The organism is Streptomyces sp. NPDC032721 (assembly GCF_055579625.1).
Genome location: NZ_JBVIMX010000003.1, coordinates 228,691 through 250,287, shown reverse-complemented (window position 1 = coordinate 250,287; position 21,597 = coordinate 228,691). Strand labels below are relative to the sequence as shown.

18 protein-coding genes and 2 pseudogenes are annotated in these 21,597 nt (G+C 69.7%); 7 read left to right on the top strand and 13 right to left on the bottom strand.

Annotated elements, in window-relative coordinates:
• The first annotated feature begins 36 nt into the window (after window positions 1-36).
• On the top strand, window positions 37-1,665 hold the full coding sequence (locus ACZ5PB_RS09265; protein WP_468689256.1) for a class I adenylate-forming enzyme family protein: 1,629 nt from the start codon (window positions 37-39) through the stop codon (window positions 1,663-1,665).
• 276 nt (window positions 1,666-1,941) lie between these two features.
• Here the strand turns inward: ACZ5PB_RS09265 and ACZ5PB_RS09260 are convergent, their stop codons facing one another.
• The 3 genes from ACZ5PB_RS09260 to ACZ5PB_RS09250 form a co-directional block, all read right to left on the bottom strand.
• Window positions 1,942-2,166 (bottom strand): hypothetical protein, encoded by a 225-nt coding sequence (locus tag ACZ5PB_RS09260; protein WP_468689254.1) that lies wholly within the window; start codon window positions 2,164-2,166, stop codon window positions 1,942-1,944.
• Complete coding sequence (locus ACZ5PB_RS09255) at window positions 2,156-2,416, bottom strand: hypothetical protein (RefSeq protein ID WP_468689253.1); 261 nt, start codon at window positions 2,414-2,416, stop codon at window positions 2,156-2,158. The genes ACZ5PB_RS09260 and ACZ5PB_RS09255 overlap by 11 nt, the downstream gene beginning before the upstream one ends.
• Before the next feature lie 159 nt (window positions 2,417-2,575).
• On the bottom strand, window positions 2,576-2,833 hold the full coding sequence (locus tag ACZ5PB_RS09250) for a DUF6411 family protein (RefSeq protein WP_468689250.1): 258 nt from the start codon (window positions 2,831-2,833) through the stop codon (window positions 2,576-2,578).
• 327 nt (window positions 2,834-3,160) lie between these two features.
• Between ACZ5PB_RS09250 and ACZ5PB_RS09245 the strand changes: the two genes are divergently transcribed.
• The gene (locus ACZ5PB_RS09245) at window positions 3,161-4,753 is read left to right on the top strand and encodes a S8 family peptidase (RefSeq protein WP_468689248.1); all 1,593 of its coding nucleotides are present in this window, start codon (window positions 3,161-3,163) and stop codon (window positions 4,751-4,753) included.
• A gap of 173 nt (window positions 4,754-4,926) precedes the next feature.
• On the opposite strand, the gene ACZ5PB_RS09240 is transcribed toward ACZ5PB_RS09245, so the two are convergent.
• From ACZ5PB_RS09240 to kstD, 3 genes are all read right to left on the bottom strand, one after another.
• Complete coding sequence (locus tag ACZ5PB_RS09240) at window positions 4,927-6,006, bottom strand: MASE1 domain-containing protein (RefSeq protein WP_468689246.1); 1,080 nt, start codon at window positions 6,004-6,006, stop codon at window positions 4,927-4,929.
• Window positions 6,007-6,050: 44 nt separating this feature from the next.
• Window positions 6,051-6,875 (bottom strand): PP2C family protein-serine/threonine phosphatase, encoded by an 825-nt coding sequence (locus ACZ5PB_RS09235; RefSeq protein ID WP_468689244.1) that lies wholly within the window; start codon window positions 6,873-6,875, stop codon window positions 6,051-6,053.
• 305 nt (window positions 6,876-7,180) lie between these two features.
• Entirely contained in the window at window positions 7,181-8,947 is a 1,767-nt protein-coding gene (kstD, locus tag ACZ5PB_RS09230) for a 3-oxosteroid 1-dehydrogenase (RefSeq protein WP_468689243.1), read from the bottom strand.
• Between the two features lie 109 nt (window positions 8,948-9,056).
• Between kstD and ACZ5PB_RS09225 the strand changes: the two genes are divergently transcribed.
• A complete protein-coding gene (locus tag ACZ5PB_RS09225) occupies window positions 9,057-9,581 on the top strand; it encodes a CbrC family protein (RefSeq protein WP_468689564.1) in 525 nt (174 codons plus the stop codon).
• 176 nt (window positions 9,582-9,757) lie between these two features.
• Here ACZ5PB_RS09225 and ACZ5PB_RS09220 read toward each other — a convergent pair whose 3' ends face one another.
• The 4 genes from ACZ5PB_RS09220 to ACZ5PB_RS09205 form a co-directional block, all read right to left on the bottom strand.
• A complete protein-coding gene (locus ACZ5PB_RS09220; protein ID WP_468689241.1) occupies window positions 9,758-10,354 on the bottom strand; it encodes a DUF2165 domain-containing protein in 597 nt (198 codons plus the stop codon).
• Window positions 10,355-10,806: 452 nt separating this feature from the next.
• Window positions 10,807-11,055 (bottom strand): transposase, encoded by a 249-nt coding sequence (locus tag ACZ5PB_RS09215; protein ID WP_468689563.1) that lies wholly within the window; start codon window positions 11,053-11,055, stop codon window positions 10,807-10,809.
• A 310-nt stretch (window positions 11,056-11,365) separates the two neighbouring features.
• On the bottom strand, window positions 11,366-13,057 hold the full coding sequence (locus tag ACZ5PB_RS09210) for a PHP domain-containing protein (protein ID WP_468689239.1): 1,692 nt from the start codon (window positions 13,055-13,057) through the stop codon (window positions 11,366-11,368).
• A gap of 203 nt (window positions 13,058-13,260) precedes the next feature.
• The gene (locus ACZ5PB_RS09205; RefSeq protein WP_468689237.1) at window positions 13,261-13,614 is read right to left on the bottom strand and encodes a hypothetical protein; all 354 of its coding nucleotides are present in this window, start codon (window positions 13,612-13,614) and stop codon (window positions 13,261-13,263) included.
• A 75-nt stretch (window positions 13,615-13,689) separates the two neighbouring features.
• Here ACZ5PB_RS09205 and ACZ5PB_RS09200 point away from each other — a divergent pair, with 75 nt between their 5' ends.
• Window positions 13,690-16,029 (top strand): M9 family metallopeptidase, encoded by a 2,340-nt coding sequence (locus tag ACZ5PB_RS09200; RefSeq protein WP_468689235.1) that lies wholly within the window; start codon window positions 13,690-13,692, stop codon window positions 16,027-16,029.
• A gap of 115 nt (window positions 16,030-16,144) precedes the next feature.
• Here ACZ5PB_RS09200 and ACZ5PB_RS09195 read toward each other — a convergent pair whose 3' ends face one another.
• Together ACZ5PB_RS09195 and ACZ5PB_RS09190 are read right to left on the bottom strand one after the other, a co-directional pair.
• Window positions 16,145-16,318, bottom strand: coding sequence for a hypothetical protein (locus tag ACZ5PB_RS09195; RefSeq protein ID WP_468689233.1), 174 nt, complete (start codon window positions 16,316-16,318; stop codon window positions 16,145-16,147).
• A gap of 1,034 nt (window positions 16,319-17,352) precedes the next feature.
• Window positions 17,353-17,862 (bottom strand): annotated as a pseudogene (locus ACZ5PB_RS09190) (transposase family protein); the annotation flags it as partial.
• A gap of 135 nt (window positions 17,863-17,997) precedes the next feature.
• Between ACZ5PB_RS09190 and ACZ5PB_RS09185 the strand changes: the two are divergent.
• Complete coding sequence (locus ACZ5PB_RS09185) at window positions 17,998-18,480, top strand: hypothetical protein (protein WP_468689231.1); 483 nt, start codon at window positions 17,998-18,000, stop codon at window positions 18,478-18,480.
• Between the two features lie 203 nt (window positions 18,481-18,683).
• Here ACZ5PB_RS09185 and ACZ5PB_RS09180 read toward each other — a convergent pair whose 3' ends face one another.
• The gene (locus ACZ5PB_RS09180) at window positions 18,684-19,022 is read right to left on the bottom strand and encodes a hypothetical protein (RefSeq protein WP_468689230.1); all 339 of its coding nucleotides are present in this window, start codon (window positions 19,020-19,022) and stop codon (window positions 18,684-18,686) included.
• On the opposite strand from ACZ5PB_RS09180, the pseudogene ACZ5PB_RS09175 reads away from it, so the two are divergent.
• Together ACZ5PB_RS09175 and ACZ5PB_RS09170 are read left to right on the top strand one after the other, a co-directional pair.
• Window positions 19,022-19,309, top strand: a pseudogene (locus ACZ5PB_RS09175) (SPFH domain-containing protein); the annotation flags it as partial. The gene ACZ5PB_RS09180 and the pseudogene ACZ5PB_RS09175 overlap by 1 nt on opposite strands.
• A 260-nt stretch (window positions 19,310-19,569) precedes the next feature.
• A complete protein-coding gene (locus ACZ5PB_RS09170; protein ID WP_468689228.1) occupies window positions 19,570-21,582 on the top strand; it encodes a collagenase in 2,013 nt (670 codons plus the stop codon).
• Window positions 21,583-21,597: the final 15 nt, after the last annotated feature.

Here is a 21,597-nt window from a genome sequence, read left to right as displayed (position 1 = left end):
GTTTATGCCCCTCGGCTCGGATGCTTGCATGGCGTGATGATCGTTTATCCGCAGGAAACCACCGGACAGAAGACATACGTGGACCGCGTACTGGAAAGCTGGCAGGAGGACGAGGACACCGAGGCCCTCGTCCAGGGGGCGCAGCGGCTGACCCGGGCCCAGGCGCGGCGACGGCTCTTCGGGCTCGGGCACGCGCTCCGGGCGCAGGGGCTCACGCCCGGGGACGGAGTGGGGCTGTTCCTGGCGAACCGGGTGGACTCGGTCCTCGTACAGCTCGCCGTGCACCTGGTCGGCTGCCGTGTCGTGTTCCTCCCGCCGGAGCCGGGACCCGGTGAACTGGCCGCGCTCGTCGAGCAGTCCGAGGTGCGCGCCGTCGTCACCGACCCGCTGTTCGCCGAGCGCGCCGCCGACGCCGCCGCGCGCAGCGCCCACTCCCCCGTACTGCTGAGCCTCGGCCCCTGCACGCAGCCCTGCGCCGACCTCCTCGCCCTCGCGGACAGCCAGCCCACGTCCCGCCCCGAAGGCGTGCCCCCGCTGACCGCCGACGAGCCCGTCACCGTGCTTTACACCGGTGGCACCCTGGGCCGCCCCAAGCTCGCCGCGCACAGCCGTCGCCTCTACGACGCACTGGTGGATCTCGTGACGGACGACTCCACGGAGGGCTCCGCCGCCACCTTCCTGCGGTCCGCCGACCCAGGTGCGGAGCGGGTACTCGCGGCCACCCTGCTCACGCACGGCAGCGGCCATCTCACCGCACTCCAGGCGCTGGTGACGGGGGCGACCCTGGTCGTACTGCCGGAGTTCGACGCGGACGCGGCACTGACCGTGCTGCGCGAGGAGCGGATCACGGCCACCATGTTCGTACCCCCGATGCTCTATGCGCTCCTCGACCACCCCGAGTGCGTGCCGGGTGCCCTGCCCGCACTGCGCAGGATCGCGGTCGGCGGCGCGGCCACCTCCCCCAGCAGGCTGCAACAGGCCTTCGAGGTCTTCGGCCCGGTGGTCAGCCAGGGGTACGGCCAGTCCGAGGCGCTCGGCATCACCGTGTTCGGCGCGGACGAGCTCGCCTCCGAAGGCTCCGGACGACCGGAACTCTGGCGCAGCTGCGGGCGCGCGATCCCGGACGTACGGGTCGAGATCCGGGCCGAGGGCGGCACGCAGCCGCTGCCCCCTCGGCAGGTCGGCGAGGTGTGCGTCTCGGGCCGTACGGTCATGCTCGGCTACTACCAGGACCCCGCCCGCACGGCGGAGGCACTGCACGAGGACTGGCTGCGCACGGGAGACCTGGGCTACCTCGACGCCGACGGCTACCTCTACCTGGTGGACCGGGCCAAGGACATCATCGTCACCGGCAGCACCAGCGACAACGTCTACTCGCGGGTCCTGGAGGACTTCCTCCTCACCCTGCCCGGCATACGCGACGCGGCGGCGCTGGGCGTCCCCGACGAGGAGTACGGCGAGGCCGTGCAGGTCTTCCTGGCCACCGCCGAGGGCGCGGACGTCGCCCCGGAGGCGGTGGGCGCGGCGGTGGCGGCCGAACTGGGCGAGCTGTACGCGCCGCGCGGCACGGTACTGCTCGACCGCCTCCCGATGACCAAGGTCGGCAAGGTGGACAAGAAGGCACTGCGCGCGGCATGGGCGAACGGAAACCTGGCCGCGCGGTAAGCCCCTGGGCGAGGGCCCGGCCGCGGTAAGCCCCTGGCCGGGGGCCCGGCACGAGGGAACACACCAGAAGCCATCGCCGCAGACGTACTCGTCACTCCGGAGCGACGAGGCTGCGGCGGTTCCGCGCGAACCCGGGCGGCATTCCCGGTCGCGCCGCCGGCGCGCGGCGCGACCGGGACGCGGCTCAGCTGATCGGGCCGAAGCTCTCGGCGCGGTCGAAGCCGGCGTCCATCCGCAGGCCGCCGATGAGGTGCTCGATCATGTTGTGGTCCTGGGTCAGCTTCGCGACCACCGGTGCCAGGTCGGGTCGGGCCCGGACCAGTTCCGGGAACAGCGAACCGTCCCGTGGCAGAACAACAGCAGGTCGGTGGTGGCGTCGGCGGGGTGGCCGCCGTCCAGTCCCGCCCGCGCCAGCGTCAGCGTCAGCGTCAGCGTGGTGCGCAACTTGCCTTGCACGCGCTGCAGTTCCTGCCCCCAGGCGGTCACACGGTCAGTCGGCAAGGAAACCCTCCCGGCGCAGCCAGGCCTCGCACGCGGTCGTCCAGGAGGCGATGTGCGGCTCGTGCGCAATGAACTTGTGCGGCTCGCCGCCGTGTTCCACACCGTCGGCCAGGCCAATGCCGTGGCTGCCGCCCGGGTGGACGTACCACTCCACCGGCACCTCGGTGGCCGCCGGCGCCCGGGTCCGCTCCAGGGCGTGGGGCAGACCCGGCGGGTCCTGGGCGGTGGCCCGGACGAAGGCCGGGCACACCGAAGCGTCCAGGTGTTTGGCCGGGGCCAGCTGGTCCTTGAGGGGCAGCAGGTCGCCGCATGGAAGTGGCCGTAGCCCTGTCGATACGACGCCTCCATGCCTGACGATTCATCCGCCACCGGCACGCGGCGCTGCAGAACTGGTGCACCACTGCGCCGATTACCGGCCGGTTCCGGTCACAAGGACAGCTGTTCTCGGCCATTGCCGACCACCGGACCCGTGCGGCCGACGGCCCCGATGCGGCTGCTGCCGGACGGCTTGCGTCAGCCGGTGACCGAGCGGGCCCTGAGCCTTGCTCAAGGCCCGGGAGCCCGCGCCGAGCGTGCCCTCCGTGCCGCGCCCCGGATGCTGCGAGAAGGCCGGCGGCAGAAGGCCGGGACCAGCAGGACTACGCGTACCGAGGAACGCCGGGGGCATACCTCGGTCCGCTGTGGATGAGGGCTGCACGGACGCGATGCCTGTACACCGCATCACTCCTCGTACGCCCCGCAACCGGTCGGCCGTTCCCCAGGGGACCGGCGCCTCGGCAGCCGCAACGCATATGACGGGGCGTCATGTCGATTGTGTGGCAGCTGTGTTGCGGGAGTGAAGGGCCTCTTGTGAGGTGCAGGGAGATGAGTCAATCTTTCGGTGTCGGCCGGTCGGCTGCAAGCCGGGCCCCACCGCCCATTGGCTTGTCATGCCCCTGCCGTGCACTCCCCCACCGCACCTCGGTGCACCACCCCCATGAGGAGGATCCCTCCGATGTCGATGCGTCCTGCACCCTTCCGCAGCGGTTCCGTCGCCCGAAGATGGGCGGTGGCCGGTGCCACCTCCGTCGCAGCCCTCGCGCTCGGCGCCGTCTCCGTGCTGCCCGCCGCCGCCGCTCCGGCCGCCGCCGAAGGCCGGATCGAGAACGCCGGCGTCGCCGGGGCCGTTCCCGGCAGCTACATCGTCACGCTCAAGGACTCCGTCGTCGACGCCGAGTCCCCGCAGGGCCAGGCCCTGGCCAAGCGGTACGGCGCCAAGGTCAAGGACACCTACGAGCGGGCCCTCAACGGGTACGCGGTCGAGCTCTCCGAGGCCCAGGCGAAGAAGTTCGCCGCCGACCCCGCGGTCGCCTCGGTCGCCCAGAACCGCGTCTTCACCATCGACGCCACCCAGCCCAACCCGCCCTCCTGGGGCCTGGACCGCATCGACCAGCGGGCCCTGCCGCTCGACCGGAGCTACACCTACCCCGACACCGCGGGCGAAGGCGTGACGGCGTACGTCATCGACACCGGTGTACGCATCACCCACAGCGACTTCGGCGGTCGCGCCAGCTACGGCTACGACGCGATCGACAACGACAACACCGCCCAGGACGGCAACGGCCACGGCACGCACGTCGCGGGCACCGTCGGCGGCACCGCGTACGGCGTCGCCAAGAAGGCGAAGATCGTCGGCGTCCGCGTGCTCAACAACCAGGGCTCCGGCACCACCGCCCAGGTCGTCGCGGGCATCGACTGGGTGACGCGGAACGCCGTGAAGCCCGCCGTCGCCAACATGAGCCTCGGCGGCGGCGTGGACACCGCGCTCGACACCGCCGTACGCAACTCCATCGCCAGCGGCATCACGTACGCCGTCGCCGCGGGCAACAGCGGTGCCAACGCGCAGAACTACTCCCCGGCCCGCGTCACCGAAGCGATCACCGTCGGCTCGACCACGAACACCGACGCCCGCTCCAGCTTCTCCAACTACGGCAGCGTGCTGGACCTGTTCGCCCCCGGGTCCTCCATCACCTCGTCGTGGAACACCGGCGACACGGCCACCAACACCATCTCCGGTACGTCGATGGCCGCGCCGCACGTGGCGGGTGCGGCCGCGCTCTACCTGGCGACCAACAGGAGTGCCACCCCGGCGCAGGTCTCCACCGCGCTCAGCACCGCCGCCACCCCGAACGTGGTCGGCAACCCGGGCACCGGCTCCCCCAACAAGCTCCTGAACGTGGGGAGTTCGGACACCCCGCCGCCCGGCAAGCGCTTCGAGAACGCCACCGATGTGGCGATCAACGACAACACCACCGTGGAGTCCCCGGTCACCGTCAGCGGTGTCACGGGCAATGCCCCGGCGGCCCTGAGCGTGCCGGTCGACATCAAGCACACGTACATCGGTGACCTGAAGGTCGACCTGGTGGCCCCCGACGGGAGCGTCTACAACCTCAAGGCGTTCGGCACGGGCGGCAGCGCCGACAACATCGCCCAGACCTACACCGTCAACGCGTCCTCCGAGGTGGCCAACGGCACCTGGAAGCTGCGGGTCAGCGACAACGCCAACGCGGATGTCGGCAAGATCGACCTCTGGGCCCTGCAGTTCTGATCCCGGTGGCCAAGTCCGGTACCGGCCGTCGACGGCCGCGCGCAGGACTGACGTACAGCACGTCACGTACGAGATGTACGAGACGTACGAGCACCTGATGCACAGCAGGGGGCGGACGCCATGCGGCGGACGCCCCCTGTCTCGTGCCGCCTGGCGTCTGGCGTCTGGCGTGCCTATGCGCGCGGGCGTCCGTCCCTCCCCGGCGCGGTGTCGTCGGCACGGTCGGCAACGACCCGCCCGGCGGAAAACCCTGCGTCGGCGGAGGACTCGGCGGACGGACCGACGGGGGGATCGGGCGGGGACTCTCCCGCGGCAAGATGCTCCAGCACCTCGGCGAGTTCCCGGCAGGCGCCCTCCACCGATCGCCGAGTCGCACGCTGCTCGGCGACCATCGCGGACAGCATGAGCGCCGTCAGCGCGGTCGCGCCGTTGAACGCCTGCAGTTTGACCATGACCTCGATGGCGGACAGGCCGCTAAAAGCGCCCTGCTGCGTATTCGCCTCGAAGGTGGTGAGCACGGACGCGAACAGCGCGCACACCATGCTCCCGGCCAGCTCGAATCGCAGTGCCGCCCAGATCAGCAGCGGAAAGACGAGGAAGAGCACACTCAGTTCGCCCAGAACTGCCAGGGGCACGATGATCACGGTCGCGAGGCCCAGGCACAGCATCTCCTTCCAGCGCCTCAGCTCCACCGGCCCGGCCGCTCCCGCCAGCACGAGCAGCAGCGGAGTGACGAGCAGGACCCCCATCGCATCGCCCACCCACCAGGCCAGCCACACGGACCAGAATTCCCCCGTTCCCAGGGCACCGGTCACCACCTGGAGTCCGACTCCCACCGTCGCGCTGATGAGCATGGCGCCGAGTCCACCGAGGAACACCAGGGCGAGTCCGTCGCGCACACGCGAGACACCGGTCCTGAATCCGGCCCCGCGCAGCATCAGAAAGGCGCAGACCGGGGCGATGGTGTTGCCCGCCACGGTGACGAGTGCGGTGGGCCCGGGCGTGGTGAGAGAGGCGATGACGAGGAACGACCCGACGGCGATCCCCGGCCAGACCTTGATGCCGTACACAAGCAGTGCGGCGACCGCCACTCCGGTGGGCGGCCAGAGGGGGGTGACCGTCGCGCCTTCGACGGTGAGCCCGCCGAGCAGTCCCAGACGCCCGGCCACGTAGTACAGGACGGCGACGGCCAGCGTCGTGAGTACGGCCTCCGAGGGCAGGCGGAACCGCCGGGTCACCAACACAGTAGCCATCAGACACCGCGCCGGCCGTTTCAGCCATGCGAACGCTCCCGCCGCTACCGGGCACCGCCGTCGTGGCCGACGATGAGGACGGCGGCGTCGTCCTCGTGCCCCACGGTGTCCGCCAGCCTCATGACGCCGTTCACGAGAGCGTCGATCCCCAGACCGGCGGCCGCGTAGATCTCGGCAAGCCGCATCACCCGGTGCAGCCCCTCGTCGAGGCTCAGCGACGGCCCCTCCACCACTCCGTCGGTCAGCAGGACGACGACCCCGCCCGTGGTGAGCCGCTGGCAGACCACGGGGTACTCGGCGCCTTCCAGCACACCGAGCGGGGGGCCGCACTCTCCTTCGTCGGCCCCGGACCGCCCGTCGGCCGTGGCCCAGATGTGCGGGATGTGGCCGGCCCTGGCACATTCCAGGACACCGCTAGCCGGATCGAGCCGGAGAAAGGTGCACGTGGCGAACAGGTCCGCGCCCAGTGAGACCAAAAGATCGTTGGTACGCGCAAGCAACTCCCCGGGGTGGTTCGTCACCTGAGCCAGTGCGCGCAGCCCCACTCGGACCTGCCCCATGAAGGCGGCGGCCTCGATGTTGTGTCCTTGCACGTCTCCGATGGACAGGCCGATACGTCCGTCGGGCATCGTGAAGGCGTCGTACCAGTCTCCCCCCACGTTCAGCCCGTGATGGGCGGGCATGTATCCGGCGGCGAGCCGGAAGCCAGGCAGGTGGGGCAGGTCCTGAGGCAGCATGCCGCGCTGCAGGGCCACGGCCAGCTCGACCCGGGAACGCTGCGCCTTCGCGAGTTCCCGGGCCCGAGCAGTCAGTGCCCCGAGCCGGGCAAGCAGTGCGTCCCCGTCGTCGGCAGCCCGTTTACGAAACATGCGATCGCCCCGGTTCCGTATGAGCACCTCACATCAGTCCAGTCGCCTTCTGCCGGGCACACGGGTGGCACGGCCCTGTGACTCACTCTGCCGGGGGACGACCGTGATCGCACCCGGTCGTCCTCGGGGGGCCGAAGATCGGTGGGCACGGAGCTCGGGATCCCGTGCGCCGTACAGGGAGCGGATGCGCTCCGGCACCCCTGCTCACGATGTGCGCACGGTCGAGCACTCCCACCACGAAGGGCCCGGTCTGCGGGGCCGCCCCCGCCTGCCGGCTCCCGCGGTCGGCGCGCGGGTGGAACCGTTCAGCGCGAAGCCCGGTCGGCGATGTCCTGGGCGGCCAGGTAGCCGAAGGTCATGGCGGGGCCGATGGTCGAACCCGCTCCCGCGTAACTGTGGCCCATGACTGCTGCGCTGGCATTGCCCGCGGCGTAAAGACCCGGAATGACCTCGCCGTCCTCCCGCAGCACCCGCGCGGCTGCGTCCGTGACCATGCCTCCCTTGGTTCCCAGGTCCCCCGGGACGATCTTCAATGCGTGGAAGGGCGGCAGCCACAGCGGCGCCAGGGTGGAGTTGGGGGCGATCGAGGGGTCGGCGAAGTAGTGGTCGTACGCGCTGTTCCCGCGCTGCTGATCGGTGTCCCTCCCCCTGCGTGCATGCTCGTTGAACCGGTTCACGGTGGCGCGCAGTGCCGCCCCCGGCACGCCGATCGCCCGCGACAGGCCGTCCAGGGTCAGCGCCGAGTGCACCGCACCGGAGGAATACCAGGAGGACGGGAAGGGCAGGGTGGGCGCGACGGTACGGAAGAGGTAGCGGTTGCGGTAGTTCTGGTCCACGACGAGCCAGGCTGGGATGCAGGGGTCCGTGGGGTTGCGGTCGTACATGCGGTGGACGACGTCGGAGTACGGCGCGGCCTCGTTGACGAACCTCCCGCCCGCCGCGTCCACGAACAGGCCCCCGGGCAGGGTGCGTTCCGCGAGGCAGAAGTACGGGCCGTCGGGCAGCGGGACCGCCGGGCCCCACCAGGCGTCGTCCATCAGCGCCAGTGCCGCGCCCGCGCGCCGGCCCGCCCGGATGCCGTCTCCGGTGTTCTCCTTCGCCCCCATTGTCCACTCGGTGCCGACCGGGGAACGCTGGTACTGCCGTCGCATCGCAGCGTCGTGCTCGAAGCCGCCCGAGCCCACGATCACGCCGTACCGGGCCCGTACCAGACCTGGTGCGCCCGCCCGCTCCACCAGTACGCCGCCGATCCGGCCGCCCTCGGTGTGGAGGTCCGTCAGCGGCGTGTCGAGCCACACCGGGACGCCCGCGTCCAGCAGGCCCTTGCGCAGCGCTCCGGCGAGGGCCTGGCCCATCGTCAGGGGTTTCTCGCCGCGCAGGGCCGCGGCGGTGCCGCGGGCGAGCGCTTCGGCTGCCACGGCCGCGCCCTTGGCGCTGACGGCGGTCAGGTTCAGCCAGCGGTAGTCCTGGCTGAAGATCACCAGACCGGCCGGGACGGGGAGGTAGGACGGGTTGAGACGGGCCAGTTCCGGGCCGAGGAGTCTGCCGTCGAAGACGTCCGGTTCGATGGAGCGGCCCACCGCCAGGCCGCCCGGGCGTTCGGGATAGTAGTCGCTGTACCCCTCCATCCAGCGGAAGCGCAGCGGACTGTGCCGCTGGACGAAGTCGATCATCCGCGGGCCGCCGTCGAGGAAGGCCCGTCTGCGCTCCACCGGCACCTCGTCACCGGTCACCGACTGCAGATAGCGGGCCGCCTTGTCCGGGGTGTCCGGCACTCCAGCAGCCAGGATCACTGGGTTGTTCGGAATCCAGATCCCCGCCCCCGAACGGGCCGCCGAGCCGCCGAACGTCGGGGCCTTCTCCACCACCACACAGCTCAGGCCGCGCTTGGCCGCGGCGAGTGCGGCGGTGAGCCCTGCCGCTCCGGACCCCACCACGACCACGTCGTACCCCCCGATGACCGGAAAGTCCGCCGCGTACGAACGGGCGCCTGATCCCAGCACACCCACACCGAGCGCGGCTCCAGTGGCGCCGAGCACCGTACGTCGTGACGGAGCGGGGACACGGTGCACGGCGACTCCCGGGGACGCGGGGACAGAGTTGACGATGCGTCAGGAATTTGGTCGCTTCGGCCTGAGATGTCAAGACGCTTGCATTTCCGGGTAGTTCCGCCGTACTGCGATCCTGGCTGGCTACGCCCGGAAGGACGGATGGCGCAAGTCGCCGTACTCCGATTCCACCGGCAACAACTGCGTTGAGGTTCGCAGGGAGCCTGCCGCCGTGAGCGTGCGGGACTCGAAGGACACCGCGCCTGCCACGCGGATGCTGTCGCCTCCTTGTCGTGCAGCGAGTGGGGTCCGCTTGTACGCGGTCGGCAACGTGGTAGTGCCTGATCCGCCATTCGGGGGCGCGGGCCCCAGCGCCTGCCCCCGCCGAGGACGCGAGGATGGTCAGCGAAACGGGCCGTTGAGGCCCGGCGACGGGCTGGAAGGCTCCCCGGGCGATGCCGGCGGCGAGGTCGGATACACCGAACTGGCAGCCCACCCCGAGGCACTCGACCAGCTTCGGCTCGACCTTCGGATGAGTGGCTGGCACGACGCGTCCCAGCTCGAGAACTTCCTGACCCACCTCGGGCAGGGGGCAAGCGCCATGCTCTTCCGCTGCACCGTCTGCGGCACCCGTCTCGCGTACGCCGACGCTTCATAGCCCCGGTTCAGCTCAGCATGCGCCCTTCCCCTTCAAAGGATCCACACCCGATCAGGTTTGGTAGAGCAGGCCAGCGCCACCCTCGTCGGGGCGAGCACGGCGAGCGGCGCCCCTTCCCGACCGCCCTCAGGGCAGCGCGCCCGACGTCGTACCCCAGCGCCTGTGTGTGGTCACCCTCAGGTCCGTGCCGCACCTGCCCGGCAGATCCCGGGCAGATGCACGACGAGGAGGGTGAAGGCAGCCAGTGCGACGTTGCGGGCCGCAGCGTCCAGGCCGTTCCAGTCGGACGACTGCCACATGGCGAACCACTCGCCGCCGATGGCGAGGAAGCCCATCCCGAAGAGCAGCAGCATCATGACCAGGCCCACGGTGCTGGCCGCGCGGGCGCGATCGTACGCATCGCGGCGCAACCCCGTGATCCAGAACCAGGTAGCGGTGAGGAGGACGGACGCGGTCACCGTCTCCCAGGCGATGACGGCGACGTAGGCGGCGTTCTGAACGGCGGGGGATTCAACTGCCCGCCACATCAGGTCAGGGTCCTTGAACGTGGTGTCCATGCTCAGAACGTGCTGCACGAACTGCTGGTTGGTCCCGAAATCCGTGATGTTCCCGAACACGACCAGGGACATGTAGAGCGCGACGGCCGCCGTCAGCGCGGTCGCCGCGACGGGCGGCGCGCCCAGCCGGAGGAACCAGTTCCGCGGGGCGGCCGGGGCCGTTCCCGAGGACTGGGACCCGGAGCCGGCGCTGGTCGGTCGATGGGCCTGTGCCATGTATGTGCCCTCCCTCGTTGCCCCGCGGGCAGTTGGACCACGGGTCGCACTTGTCCCTTTTCACGTGCGCGGGCCTTCCAGCCGTCCCGCTTGGTGACAACTATCGCGCTTCGGCACAACGGATCGGTAGGCGAGCGGTCCGGTAGAGCGGGTGGCAAGAAAGGTCCGGGAGGATGCTGCGGACAGAATGCTGGCAGCCGCGGTGCGGTCGTACACCGCGTGTGCAGTGCACGCGCGCTTCGACGACCCCGGCCGAGCAGCCGGACGGCGGACACCGAACGCCGGAGATCGCCAACATCCTTACATGGAAGATACGTTGGGGCTCAACCCCTACCCCGGCGGGCTCCCCACGCGCCATGCTGAGGAGAGCCGCCCAGCCGGAACGGGTGTGGCCATGCACCGATCGCACCGTACGCGGGTCCAAGGTGCTGCCAAGGCCTGCACGGCGGCCCTCACAGCCGGGGTACTGCTCTCGGCGAACGCGGCGTGTACGTCCGGTGGGAGAAATCGAAGCCCGCATCGTCCAGTTCGAGCCCGGAACAGTACTTCCAGTCCAGGCGGCAACGGACCGCATCGGCGGCCTGCCGGTCGCTCAGGTTCTCCGCGAACTGCAGCACCGACACCATCGCCAGCCGGGCCGGCGACAGCCCCCGCCGTCCGTCGGGCGGATACCAGTCAGCGAAGTCCTCGTCCGTGAACAGCTCGTCCAGCCGGTCCCGTACTCACATCGCCACCGTGCCCCGCGGGTTGCTCGCCCGTGCCATCCGTACCGTCAGCGGTGGAACCACCCGCCCGCGCCTGAGCCCATCGGCATCACGGCCACCCCCGACCGCTCGGTCCACCCCGCACCCGAACCAGCAGACCACGACACCTCGATCAACAGGGCACCCGAGCCACAACTTCGCAGCCCCAATGAACATCACCAACAGCATCAAAATCTGTGCCAGAACCCCGAAGTCACCGCATAAACAGGTCTCGTGGCCGCTCTGGCCGCTCTGGCCGACGTACGGCTCAGCGCACGGCGTCCACGAAGACCGGGTTGGTGTAGAACCAGGTGTCGAGCCACGGGTTGCCCTTGCCGGGCTCGTGCGGCAGGGGGCCGTGGGGGTCGATCGCCCTGCCGAGGAAGCCCGCCCCGTGCCGCTTGCCGTCGCTGCCGCGCAGCCGTACGTAGAACGACTCGTCCACGCGCCCGAGCGGGACGCGCAGGGTGTACGTACCGCGGCGGCTCGACACGTCGGCGGTGTGGGCGACCCTGGTGTCCGGAGCGCGCCAGTCGTCGCGGTCGGCCGCCGGACCGCGAACCGCCCCGCGGATGACGTCGACGTGTTGCAGGCGCGGCAGCACGCCGGACGGATTCCGGCGGGACGCCGCGGTCACCGTGACGGTGAGGGTGAGCCGCTCGCCGCGCCGCGCGCGCAGCCGGCCGCCGAGGGTGGCGCTGTTGCCGCGCTCGCCGCGCACCTTGACGTCGATGCCGTCGATGAGGTGGCCGTGGTCGACCCAGACCCGCCCGGCCCGCAGCCCTTCCATCACGTTGCGGTAGCCGTACCGCGTGACCCCCACGTGCGTACGGCTGAACTGGCCGGGCCAGAAGTCGCCGCCGGGCTGCGGTTCGGTGGTGTTGTACGGGTCGGGAAGGCGGCCGGTGGTGTCGAAGTCCTTTCCGGGGGGCCAGGCCCCGTTGACCCAGGTGTCCTGGGCGACTCGGTGAACGTCCGAGTTGGAGGTGATGGTGAAGAGCTTGCCCTCCGCCAGCATCGCGTCCCACAGGCCGCCGACGGTCGCGGTCGCCCAGTCGAAGCCGCCGTAGGTGACGTAAGCCCCGCGGGGGTAGCCCGGCCAGGAGTCGGCTGAGGGTGAATTCGTGTACTCGCCGCGGACGTTGGTGTCCGGGTGCCAGCCCGGGATCGCGCCGGCCTGGGCACCGGGGGCGCCCTCCATGCCGATCATGATCTCGGGTGCGGCGTCGCGCCAGGCGCGCAGCTCGTGCGGCGAGTCGATACCGAGCCGCATGGGGTGGTTGGCGAGGACGAGGACATCGTCGACGTAACGGGTACGACGCTGTTCGGCCAGCCACTTGAGGGCCTTGATCGCGTGCGCCTCGTTGCGCGGGGTGTCGGGGTGGTTCGGGGCACCGGCCGTGTAGCCGAGCAGCTTGCCGTCGAAGGCCTGCTCGAAGCGGGTGAGCAGGTCGACCTCGTGCCGTCCTGGCGGCGAGAAGACGGTGCAGTGCTCGGCGCCGGGGATGTACCACTCAAGGCCCTGGAAGATCAGCATGCGCCGGTTCTCGGCGCGGGCCCGCAGGATCTCACGGTGCTCCCGCGCGGCGCCGAACTCGGCGTGGCCGACGTTGCTGTGCTCGGTGAGGACCATCCAGTCGAGCCCGAACTTCTGTCCTGCCGCGGCCAGTTGGGAGAACGTGTATTTGGCGTCGTGGCTGTAGACGGAGTGGTTGTGGTGGTCCCCGACAAGGTAGACCAGGTCGGGGGCGTGCCCGTGGTCGTGGCCTCCTCCGTGGCCGTGCCCCTGGGGCAGGTGCCCCCGTCCGTCGGCCAGCGCGGGTGACGGCAGCGAGGCGGCGGCGAAGGCCGCACCGAACAGACCGGCGCGACGGATCAGCCCTCGGCGGCTGAGCCCTTGCGGGTCGAGCGACTCCGCGGGCACCTGGGGGTCGGCCCATTCGGGCACGGGGTGGGACATGGGACCGGCTCTCCTTCGTACGGGCGGCAGCGACCCATGATCAGGAACGCGCCTCCACGAGGATTTCCGCATTCCGGAACGGCCGGGTGAACCACGGGCGAAGGAGGGGCGTCGCCCCTGCGGCGCACCGGCCACGTCGTGCGCTCCCGGTTCGCCGGGCACGGGGGTGCGGCATCAGCACTTGCTGAGGATCTCCCCGCCGCTCAGAAGGTGGCGGCGACACCGGCGGCGAGCCTCCGGGCGCGCCTCGCCGGCACCTGTACCGAACCGGATTTCGCAGCGGCCCTGCGGCCGGCACGATCGCCCGGGCAGGCATGGCTGCGGGGAGGTCGGCAGCCCTGCCATGCGGCCGGCTGCGCCGCGTCCGCGGGCTTCATCTCACCCTGGAAGAGCAGCGCCTGACCGTCCTTCACAGTGTCCTCCCACGCCTGGGCCTCGCGGCAGAAGCCGAGCGCGTGGCCGGGCTCGTGGACCAGCCGGCTCGCACTCCCACGCGCCGGCTTTTCAGCTTCGGTGGCCGATAGTTTGGCCAAAACCCTTCCGGAGCGATGCGACATGTGAAATTTTACACATCACATTTCAACGGCTCGTGTCCTCGCACGTGTCCACAACGGCCCCGGAGGCCCCCGCAGATGCATCCCTTCCAAATATCGAAGACCAACGCGCGAAGACTTACCGCGCTCGGCGCCGCTGTCTTCCTCACGCTCGGTCTGTTCACCCCGCAGAGCCAGGCCGCCTCCGTCGGCGCCCCGGCCCCCGACGGTGCGAACGCAGGCAGCACCGCGGCCCCGGCGCCGCGGGCGATCCCGGTTCCCAGGTCGCCGCACGCGATGAGCAACAACACCCGTTTCAGGATCTCCTCGCAGGAAAGCACCGAGGAGTCGGGCACGGTGCCCGCACCCGCACGCGCCGTCAAGGCGAAGGAGCGGCTGTCGGCCGCCGCCCAGGACGCGTGCAGCGACCTCTCCGGCGTCATCAACTCCACCGGCAGCGCGCTGATCCAGCAGCTCAGAGCCCTGCCCCGGATCGACTGTACGTACCCCCTGTTCAAACTCACGGGGGAGAACGCGCGCAAGGCCTTCAACGAAGCCCAGATGGTGACCGTCGCCAACGCGCTGCGCGACGCCTCCGCCACGTACTCGGGCGACAACAACGCCGACATCGGACAGTTGGTCCTGTTCCTGCGCGCCGGTTACTACGTGCAGGACAACAACGCGGCCGTCGTCGGTGACTACGGCACGACGCTGGACAGCGCGGCGCGCGGCGCGCTCGACGCGTTCTTCGCCTCCCCGCGCAGCAAAGACGTCACCGACGCCAACGGCGAGATCCTCAACGAGGTCGTCACGCTGATCGACAGCACCCACACGGCCGGCCGGTACGCCGGGTTCGTCAAGTGGATGCTCGGCAGCTTCGACGGCACGTGGCCCGCGCAGATGAACCTCTCGATGCAGCACGTCGAGTGGGTCGCCGACAACGGCTTCAAGGCCAAGAACGACACCCGCGGCTGGCGGGCCGCCCTCAAGGCCGACCCCGCCATCATCGACACCTGGGCCGGTTTCATCACGCGCAACGACGCGCAGCTGAACCGTCTGGACGTCGTCAGCAACGTCGGCCGGCTGCTGGGCTACGTACTGGACGTCCCCGAGCTCAAGGACCGGGTCAGGCCGCTGCTGAAGAACCTCATCAACCGGTACCCGAACGTCGGCCCGACCGCGCCACTCACCATGAACCTGGGTTGGGCCACGCGCCAGTTCGACCGTGGCAACTGCGCGACGTACGCCATCTGCGACCTGGGCGAGCGCGTGCTCCCCGCGGTGCTGCCGGTCCAGCACACCTGCACCCCTGGCCTGAAGATCCGCGCCCAGGACATGTCACCCGGCCAGCTGGCGAGCACCTGCACGAGCCTGGCCAACCAGGACGCGTACTTCCACCGGATCATCGGTGCCAAGGGCGCGGTCCCCGGCGACGTCAACACCGACCTGGAGGTCGTCGTCTTCGACGACTACACCCACTACGCGCTGTACGCCTGGGCCATCTACAACATCGACGTCGACAACGGCGGCATGTACGAGGAGGGCGACCCGGCCGCACCCGGCAACCAGGCCCGCTTCATAGCCCACGAGGCCCACTGGCTGCGTCCGAGCTTCGAGATCTGGAACCTCAACCACGAGTACACCCACTACCTCGACGGCCGTTTCAACATGTACGGCGATTTCGAGGCCGGTATGACCACGCCGACCATCTGGTGGGTCGAGGGCATCGCCGAGAACATTTCGTTCGGCTACCGGAACCAGCGCAACGCCGACGCGATCGCCGAGGCCGGCAAGAGGACGTACAAGCTCAGCGAACTGTTCGACACGGTCTACGGCCAGGACGAGGACCCCGAGGTCAGTTCGAACCGCATCTACCGCTGGGGCTTCCTCGCGGTCCGCTACATGCTCCAGAAGCACCCGGCCGACGTACGGACCGTCCTCAACAAGTACCGCGCCGGTGACTGGGCCGGGGCCCGTACCTTCCTGAAGCAGACCATCGGCACCGGTTACGACGCGGGCTTCGCCGCCTGGCTGACGACCGACTGCGCGACCGATGACTGCGGTCCGCTCCCCGATGCCTCGGCCAACCCCGGCACCGGTACCGCCCCGCTGTGCACCCTCAGCGACCCGCGCCAGTTCAACGAGAACTGCCGCCGGGAGGGCCTCGCCGCCGCCACCGGCAATTACAGCTACCACTTCGTGAACCTGCCGGCCGGGGTCAAGCAGCTGACGATCACCAGCAGCGGTGGCACCGGCAACGCCGACCTGTACTACGGCGGCAGCAACTGGGCCACCACCGGCAGCCACCAGGCGAAGTCCACGAACACCGGGAACGGTGAGACCCTGACGATCGACAACCCGCCGTCCGGCTGGGTCTACTTCAGCCTCGCCGCCGCGCAGGACTTCAGCGGTGTGACCCTCTCCACGCAGACCAAGTGACCCCGTGCGCCGGGGCCGGTACCGATCGGCCCCGGTACCGGCCCCGGCGCACCTGAAGGTCCACCGGCTGTGCCCCGAGCTCCGGTTCACGTGCCCGCGACGGAGCGTGGTCCCGCTACTTGATGACCTCGACCTTCTTGTCCCCGGCGGTCGCCTCGACCACCCACTTCACCGTGCCCGTCTCCCTGTCGCTCGCGGTGGCGGCGCCGGTGCCGAAGGAAACGGCGGTGAGGGCGAGGGCGGCGAAGGCCACTGCGGCGATAGCGGTCGCGGCGATGACTTTTCTCATGGAGGTCCTCCCGTATGTGGTGAAGGCGTGGTGGAGGTGAACCTATCGTGCGAACATCACCCACGGAATAGGGACATGGGCCCACCGACCGAGCACGACGGCCCCCACGGCCCGCCGGTCCACGGGGGCGGAAGGCCGACTGGCCGGCCACGTCGCCGTCCCCACCATGCCCTCGGCGAGCGGGTGGCCACCGGACGGGCAAGCGATCTCGTAGTCGCCTGTTCGTGGCACTTCGATGGTGTGGGACTCTTCCCGGGCCTCGTCCCGGGTGAGGTACACGTCGACCGCCGTCTGGTGCGCGTGGACGTGTGGGGGCCCGGAGCTCCCACCGTGCGGATCCGGGCACCGTACGGCTTGACGACCGGTACCGCCGATCAGGCGCATGGGTTGCGGATGACCGTCGGCGACGTACCGGCCGTCCTGGACCTGAAGAAGAAACTGCGCAAGTCCAGGAGTTACGCACAGGCGCGGCTCCCCCAGGGTGTCTGGGAGCTGCGGCGGGCCGACTCCACGAGCTCCTGGCTGCTGCGCGGCGCGCAGAGGGTCGCCCTGCTGCAACGGCCGCCGCGCCACAGGCGCCTGGAACCCGGCACGGTGCTGTTGCCCCTGGCGGACGTGCGTTACGAGAGCCCGGACCCGTTGGACGCCGTCATGGCCCAGGCCTTCGCGGTCGCCTTCGGCATGGGTGACACCACCGGCACGGCCCGCTTCCGGCTCCGGCGCCCGCACGCCCGCGACGGCGAGCCGATCGCCATCGACGCCGACTGGGGCCGCTCCTGGTTCAGCAATCTGGGCAGCGGCAGCGACGACGACAACGAACCGGGTGGCTCGGACGGCTGGGGTTCGGACGGAGGGGACGGCGCCGACGGAGGTGGCGGCGACTCGCGGCCTCTGTCCTTGCTTCGACACCCGGGCGTCGTCGCCCGGGGCATCGGCGACGTGTGGACCGAACAGGCCGTAGCTCTTCATGGTCACGGAGCGTTTTCCAACCTCATCTTGCGGCGTGGTGAAGGACGAGGACGGCCTTTGAGGGGGCGGCCCCGGAACGGTACCCGGATGGCCCCGCCGGCTCCTTGGTACGCCTTGTCCGCCCAGCATTTGAGCCCCGTATGGGCGAGGACTTCGACGATTCCGTGCTGCCGGGCCGCGGTCAGGTCGTGGGTCGAGCCCGGAAGGGCTGGCGAGGCCCGGAGCAGCCGGCCGAACGGATCGGTGAGGACCTGGACGTTCATGCCGTGGCGTGTGTGTTTCCCGGCGTAGTACGGGGTGTCGTCGCCGATGCGGTCGATCGCCTTCTCGCGGATCGTCGTCATCGCCTCGTCCAGGGTCGTAGCGGAACACGGTGGCGATTCCGATGCCGAACCCGGCGGCGAGCTGCGCGTAGGTGTCGCCGCATCGCAGGTGGGCAAGGACGAGCAGGGCCCGGCGGCCGGTGGGAAGATGCCGCCACCGCGCCCCGATCTCCCGCTCCCGGGCCCGGAGTTGCTCGCCCAGGTATCGCAGGGTGCGGCTGGACAGAGCGATCGACGAGGATAGACAAGCACCACGAAGCTCCTGGCAGTACGGGCGATCTTGGTCGTGAACCCGTCTACCAGGAGCTTCTTCATCTTGTACAGCAGCCCAACTCGCTCACAGAGCAGGCAGCCTGGAAACAGCTCACAGCCATGGAGAAGATGCAAATGTCCGATCTGGACTTCTACGCCCACGTGGCCGCACGAGGCGACCTGCTGGGAGCACGCATTGGCACGCAGCCTGACGAGTGGGAAGCAAGGCTGGGTGCCCAGTACCTGGACGACAGTTCAGAGGGCAGTATGCGCCGGGACTACGGGCTCGTAGAGCTTACCTTCCAACAGGAAGGTGACGTATGGCTGTGCTTCGGCATCTCTGTGCAAGTTCATCGCCTGCACCCGGATGACCCCTCCGTCGTTCCACCGCCCCTTCGTAGCGCATACGGAGAGTTCTCGCACCAGGTCAAATTCGACGAAGTGAAATCCAGGATCGTCCGCCTGGGATTCTCCGTCGAGCCTGACAACGACGAGACGACGATCGACATCCACCGGTACCGCGTCCCCGAGACCGGCGCAAGGGTCCTCGTCAGAGCGGACACCGGCACAGTCTGGCGCCTGAGCGTTTCCCCCGGTTGGTGGGAACACGTGAACTGAAACAACCCAACTGCGGTAAGCACCATCTCCGTCTACTCACTCTCAGTTTGCACAACGCCGTAGCACGCAGGGAGTGGGCAGGCTCGCAAGCTGACCACTCCAGGAGTCCCTGGGCTGTTTCCGAAAGCTGCATCCCAGCCCGAGCAGGGCAAGCCACCTCATCATTCGGCTTGCCCTGCTTCCTTCAGGAGCATTGGTCCTCGTCACGTCGCCGCGGTGCGTCGCGCAGTCGAGCCTGCCCACGTCATGGAAGCCGTTTCTTCCTGAAGTGCCTGTTCAGGGTTCTGGTGTGGGGTTCCGTCGGGGTGCAGCGGCCCGCCCGCCCCGGTCACGATCTCCATGATCTGCCGGTACTCCACGGTCAGCACCTGGGGGCCCACCCCCTGCGCACGGTCCGGAACCAACCGCATCCCTGCCGCACCCGGCGTCACCACCGGCCGCTCCGACTCCGACTCCGACTCCGACTCCACGATGCCCGACGGACGGTGTCCGCCATCGGTCGCCTCAGCCCACTGCCCGAACACCACCTCGGCCGCCTCCAACCGCCGCGATCCTCAAGGCCGAGGGGCAGTCACGGGCCATTGACGAGGTCTTCCAGGCCGTGCACCGCAACGACCCCGACCCCAAGCCACAGGGACCTGGCACCACGCTCTGGGTGATCCCCAGCGAGGTCACCTCCGCCCTGCAGGGCGTTTCCCGCGCCTTCGGCGAGGTGCTTCCCCAGTCGCCCGCCACCCGCGAGGCGACCTCCTCGGACGGCATGGCCGCCGAAGCCGATGGCCTCACCTCCGGCGCGCCGCGGGCCCGCCCCGCGGATGACGGCAGTTGAGCCGAGCCCCGCTTCCCGGGCGCGACCGGAACCCCAAGTTCCCCCAGCAACTCCCCCTCACAGCCCATCCCTGACGCCGAGTCAGTTTCTTTCGGTGCCCGCAATCCTCTTTCACTGGCATGTGAACTGTGAAATTGTACGGTCACACTTTCCGCGGGCATGACAGCTGCGGGAGTGCTCAACTCCCGTTGCCATCACCGTTCGCACCCCCCACTGCCGTGCCCCACGCACGGCTGTCGACCGGCCTGGAGGCCATCCCCATGCGCAGACCCCCCACAGCGAAGAAGCTTGCCCGGCTGCTGATACCCACCGTGACCGCCGCCGGCCTCGGGCTCACCCTGCTCGCCCCCCACGGCGCGGCCGCCCCGGCGGCACCGACTGGTGCCGAGGCGCCCAAGGCCCAGGCCCAGGCAAACGCCAAGACCAAGGCCAACACCCAGGCGCCCAGGCTCGCGCCGCAGCCCGCCAGCGCCACCGTGCTCGACGCCGACCTCGCACCCGGACATGCCACCGCCCCCACGCGGTCGGCAGCCAGGGCCGCGAACTCCGTGCACCGCGCACCGCTCCCCGCGACCCAGAACGCCGCGCAGCGCAAGAAGGCCCGCTCCACGGCGAAGGCCGCGGCCGAGTGCAGGGTCAGTGACTTCACCTCGAAGACCGGCGCCGCACTGGTCGAGCAGATCAAGCAGTCGGAAACCACCTGTATCAACACGCTGTTCGGCGTGGCCGGTTCGGACTCCAAGGCCCTCTTCCGTGAGGAACAGATGGTCACGGTGGCCAACGCCTTCAAGGAGGTCGCCGCCGACTACCCGGGGAACAACAGCACCTCCGCCGCCCAGCTGGTGCTCTACCTGCGGGCCGGCTACTACATCCAGTACAACCAGCCGGACAACGTCGGCGAGTACGGGCCGACCCTGAAGAGCTCCATTCAGGGCGCCCTGGACGCCTTCTTCGGCTCGTCCCGCGCCTTCGAAGTCACCGAGGCCAACGGCGAGACCCTGGCCGAGGCGGTCACCCTGATCGACAGCGCCGAGGAGAACGCCCGCTACCTCAACGTCGTCAAGCGCCTGCTGAAGGACTACGACTCCTCCTACGACGCGTTCTACTGGATGCTCTCGGCGGTCAACAACACCTACACCGTGCTCTTCCGCGGCCACCAGGTGCCGGAGTTCGTGGCAGCGGTGAAGGCCGACCCGAGCGTCCTCACCGGCCTGCGTGACTTCGCCGTCGCCCACGACGGCCTGCTCGGCACCGACAAGTCCTACCTGACCTCCAACGCCGGGCGCGAACTCGCCCGGTTCCTGCGTCATGGCGAGCTCAAGGACACGGTCAAGCCGCTGGTCAAGGAGCTGCTCGGGCGCAGCCAGATCACCGGGCGGACCGCTCCCCTGTGGGTCGGACTCGCCGAGATGACGGCCGAGTTCGACAAGGAGAACTGCGCCGACTACGGCACCTGTGACTTGCAGGACCGGGTGCGCGACACCGTCCTGACGGTCAAGCACAGCTGCGGTCCGAGCGCGAAGGTCCTCGCACAGCAGCTGACCGCGGCCGAACTGGCGGCCACCTGCGAGAGCGTCCTCAAGCAGGACCCGGTCTTCCACAACATCGTCAAGGACAGCGGTCCCGTCAAGGACGACAACAACACCAACATCGAGATCGTCGCCTTCAACTCCAGTACCGACTACAAGACCTACGCCGGTGTCGTCTTCGGCATCGACACCAACAACGGCGGCATGTACCTGGAGGGCGACCCGGCCGCCGCGGGCAACCAGCCGCGCTTCATCGCCTACGAGCAGGCGGCCCAGGACGGCGCCTTCCAGATCTGGAACCTCAACCACGAGTACACCCACTACCTCGACGGCCGCTACGACATGCACGGCGACTTCGCCGCCGGGCAGGCCGTCCCCGCGGTGATGTGGATCGAGGGCTTCGCCGAGTACCTCTCCTACTCGTACCGCGGCCTGACCTACGACAGGGCGATCGAGGAGGCGGGCAAGAACACGTACAAGCTCAGCCAGCTCTTCGGGACCACCTACGAGAACGCCGACACCACCCGCATCTACCAGTGGGGCTACCTGGGCGTCCGCTACCTGCTCCAGTCGCACCCCCAGGACGTGGCCACCCTGCTCGGCCACTACCGTGCGGGCGAGTACGAGGCGGCCTACAGCCTGCTCCGCGACACCATCGGCACCAGGTACGACGCCGACTTCGCCGACTGGCTGAGCAAGTGCGCCGGCGGCGAATGCGGCCGGCTGCCGGCCGCCGCCGAGTAAGGAGCAGTCCCGCAG

What these genes read in the sequence shown, in the direction of transcription:
- ACZ5PB_RS09265 (WP_468689256.1), top strand. Translation starts at nt 37, where the DNA reads ATGATCGTTTATCCGCAGGAAACCACCGGACAGAAGACATACGTGGAC.
- ACZ5PB_RS09250 (WP_468689250.1), bottom strand. Translation starts at nt 2,833, where the DNA reads ATGCCCCCGGCGTTCCTCGGTACGCGTAGTCCTGCTGGTCCCGGCCTT.
- ACZ5PB_RS09245 (WP_468689248.1), top strand. Translation starts at nt 3,161, where the DNA reads ATGTCGATGCGTCCTGCACCCTTCCGCAGCGGTTCCGTCGCCCGAAGA.
- ACZ5PB_RS09240 (WP_468689246.1), bottom strand. Translation starts at nt 6,006, where the DNA reads ATGGCTACTGTGTTGGTGACCCGGCGGTTCCGCCTGCCCTCGGAGGCC.
- ACZ5PB_RS09235 (WP_468689244.1), bottom strand. Translation starts at nt 6,875, where the DNA reads ATGTTTCGTAAACGGGCTGCCGACGACGGGGACGCACTGCTTGCCCGG.
- ACZ5PB_RS09220 (WP_468689241.1), bottom strand. Translation starts at nt 10,354, where the DNA reads ATGGCACAGGCCCATCGACCGACCAGCGCCGGCTCCGGGTCCCAGTCC.
- ACZ5PB_RS09210 (WP_468689239.1), bottom strand. Translation starts at nt 13,057, where the DNA reads ATGTCCCACCCCGTGCCCGAATGGGCCGACCCCCAGGTGCCCGCGGAG.
- ACZ5PB_RS09205 (WP_468689237.1), bottom strand. Translation starts at nt 13,614, where the DNA reads ATGTCGCATCGCTCCGGAAGGGTTTTGGCCAAACTATCGGCCACCGAA.
- ACZ5PB_RS09200 (WP_468689235.1), top strand. Translation starts at nt 13,690, where the DNA reads ATGCATCCCTTCCAAATATCGAAGACCAACGCGCGAAGACTTACCGCG.
- ACZ5PB_RS09195 (WP_468689233.1), bottom strand. Translation starts at nt 16,318, where the DNA reads ATGAGAAAAGTCATCGCCGCGACCGCTATCGCCGCAGTGGCCTTCGCC.
- ACZ5PB_RS09185 (WP_468689231.1), top strand. Translation starts at nt 17,998, where the DNA reads ATGTCCGATCTGGACTTCTACGCCCACGTGGCCGCACGAGGCGACCTG.
- ACZ5PB_RS09170 (WP_468689228.1), top strand. Translation starts at nt 19,570, where the DNA reads ATGCGCAGACCCCCCACAGCGAAGAAGCTTGCCCGGCTGCTGATACCC.